The organism is Rhizobacter sp. P3_B12 (assembly GCF_056402895.1).
Genome location: NZ_JBFUGN010000787.1, coordinates 1 through 2,938, shown reverse-complemented (window position 1 = coordinate 2,938; position 2,938 = coordinate 1). Strand labels below are relative to the sequence as shown.

Below are 2,938 nucleotides of genomic sequence, written 5' to 3'. Positions count from 1 at the left end.
CGCATGGCCTGCCTCGGCGGCGCGCTCGAAATCGCGTGCCGCCAGCGCCTCGTCATGCTGCGGCCCGGATTGCAGGTGCAGCTTTCCCAACTGGTAAGACGCCTGGGCATCGCCCTGCTGCTGCGCCGCCTGCAGCCAACGCAGCGCCTCGCTCCGGTCCGCAGCATCGGCCGTCGCGGCCAGCACGCTGCCGAGCGCCTGCTGCGCCTGCGCCGCGCCGCCTTCCGCGCGGTAGCGCAGCTGCTGCAGCGCCTGCGCATCGCGGCCGGCACCGGCGCGCACCGCGAGCTGTTCGGTGGACACAGCCGCCAGCGCCCCGCGCTCGCCGCGGGTGCTGACGCCCACCGCCAGCGCCGCGCTGGCGGCTGCGAGCGCGACCAGCGCCCACACGGTGTGCTCGAACAGTCGCGCCATCTCTTTTACTGCGCCAGGTCGATCGCGTACACCGACAGGCTCTTGCCGCTGCCGTCGTCCGCCTGCTGCAGCGTGATGCCGGCCAGGCCCGCAGCCTGCGCCAGCGCGAGCTGATTGGCCGCCGACTTGAAGGTCACCGGCCCGGCCGTCGTCACCTTCGTGAAGCGCCAGCTGCGGTGCGAGCCGTTGGCCGCACGGGTCAGGTTCTTCGCGGTCTTGATGTACGAGATCAGCGCATCGCGGTTCGCGTCGGGCGACGCGTAGATCGTCTTGCTGCCGTCCAGACCCGGGAAGCTGCCGCCGCCGCTCGCGCGGTAGTTGTTGGTCGCGACGACGAACTGCGCCGCCACATCGATCGCCGCGCCCTTGTACGTCAGATTCTTGATGCGGCTGCCGACCGGCTGCGTCACGTCGATCTCGTACTGCATGTCGGCCGACGTGAACATGTCGAAGTTGTAGCCCGGATAGGTGCTGACCAGCTCCTGCGCCGTGGTGAGCGCCGGGTTGATCGTGTTGAAGCGCTTCGCCGCGGTCTCCAGCCAGCCCTTGATGTCGGCGCCCGTCACCTTCACCGCATAGATCGTGTTCGGGTACAGGTACAGGTCGGCCGCGTTGTTGATCGCGAGCGGGCCGGCGGCCACGTCGGTGAAGTCATTGCCGCCGCCGAAGCCGGACTTGAACGGCGCGCTGACCGACAGCACCGGCAGCGACTTGAACTCCGGCAGGTTGGCCTGGATGTAGGCCGAGACGTAGTCCGCCTGGGCCTGGTTGACGATCTCGATCGCGCCGGGCTCGCCCACGTCGGCGAAGTAGGTCGTCATGCGGAAGTCGGTCGTGCCGACCGGCGTCTTCACGTACGCGATGGTCGCCTGGTGCTCGGCCTCGATCAGCGGCGCCACCGTCGCATCGACCGCGACATAGGTCTTGTCGGCGTTCTGCGTCGAACGTGCCTCGACCGTGGTCTTCGTCGTGTCGACCGTCCACTTGCTGCCGTCGTGCTTCAGATTCAGGCCGATCACGCCCAGGTGCTTGCCCCAGAAGTTGGCCATCACGGTCGGCACGCCGTTGACGGTGCCCTTGACCTTGTCGACACCGGTCTGGTTGAACTGCCCGACGGTGCTCTTCGCGTCCGGGAAGATTTGGTGCGAGTGGCCGATCAGCATCGCATCGACGCCGGCCACCTTCGACAGGTGCCAGCTGCCGTTCTCCATCGTCGGCGAGTAGGCCCCGGCGTCGAGACCGCCGTGCGAGATCACGACGATCAGCTCGGCGCCCTTGGCCTTCATCTCGGGAATGAACTTCTCGGCCGTTTCCTTCACGCCCTCGGTGTAGACCTTGCCGTCGAGCCAGCGCTTGTCCCAGGCCAGGATGGCGGGCGGCGCGAAGCCGATGAAGCCGACCTTGACCGGCACGCTCACGTCCTTGCCGGCCGGGTCCTTGGCCTTCAGCGTCTTCGTGACGATGGTGTACGGCGTGAACAGCGGCTGCTTGCTCTTGACGCTGTAGACGTTGGCCAGCACCTGCGGAAAGGCCGGGCCGGCGCAGGTCGGCTGCGCGCTCAGTGCCGGCATGCCGTCGACATCGAACTTGTTGCCGGTGACCTGCGCGAGGTAGGGCAGGCCGTAGTTGAACTCGTGGTTGCCGATGCCGCCCACGTCGTAGCCGGCGGCGTTCATCGCCTTGTAGATCGCCAGCGTGTCGGTGCAGGCGATCGGCTTGACCAGCGCCTGGTAGTCGGACACCGCGGTGCCCTGGATCGTGTCGCCGTTGTCGACCAGCATCGCGTTGGCGAACTCGGCGCGCGCGGCCTTGATCAGCGTCGCGGTGCGCTCGAAACCGAGCGTCGTGTCATCGGCGAGCTTGAAGTAGTCGTAGCTGCGCACATTGGTGTGCAGGTCGGTGGTCTCCAGCAGCGCGAGCTGCGCGGTCGTGCCGGCCGCAACCGCCGGCGCCGCGGGTGCGGCGTCGTCGCTGCCACCGCAGGCCAGCAGGCCGGCCCCCAGGGCGATGGCACCGAGGCCCGAACCCAGCTTCCAACCCATGCGTCGATCGAACGTCATCCTCGCTCCTCGTTGTGTGGTCGCCGTCGGGCGAAGCGGGGAGTGTCGCGACGGCATGTGGCAGGGCTGTGAAATCCGATACTTCGATCCAGCCCGAAGCAATCGATGGGCCACCGGAGCGACGATCCGACATCGCTGCCTGGACCCCTTCATGACCTCCCTCGACCTGACCTCTCTCGACCTGATGATTCTGCTGGCCTTCGCCGGCTTCGTGTTCGCCCTCGCCGGTTTCGTGAAGGGCGTGATCGGCCTCGGGCTGCCGACCATCTCGATGGGCTTGCTGAGCGTCGTGATGCCGCCGGCGCAGGCGGCCGCGCTGCTGGTGGTGCCGTCGTTCGTCACCAACCTGTGGCAGATCGCCGGGCCGGGCTTCGGCGCGCTGCTGCGCCGGCTCGCCACGCTGCTGGCCGGCGTGTGCGCCGGCGTCGCGCTGGGCGCCGGCTGGCTGAGCGCCGGCCACGCAC

At 68.4% G+C, this 2,938-nt stretch carries 1 protein-coding gene and 2 pseudogenes; 1 reads left to right on the top strand and 2 read right to left on the bottom strand.

Annotated elements, in window-relative coordinates; genetic code table 11:
- A pseudogene (locus tag AC1D01_RS27970) lies at window positions 1-414 on the bottom strand (hypothetical protein); the annotation flags it as partial.
- A gap of 5 nt (window positions 415-419) precedes the next feature.
- Entirely contained in the window at window positions 420-2,456 is a 2,037-nt protein-coding gene (locus AC1D01_RS27965; RefSeq protein WP_477872220.1) for a bifunctional 2',3'-cyclic-nucleotide 2'-phosphodiesterase/3'-nucleotidase, read from the bottom strand.
- Between the two features lie 169 nt (window positions 2,457-2,625).
- Between AC1D01_RS27965 and AC1D01_RS27960 the strand changes: the two are divergent.
- Window positions 2,626-2,938 (top strand): annotated as a pseudogene (locus AC1D01_RS27960) (sulfite exporter TauE/SafE family protein); the annotation flags it as partial.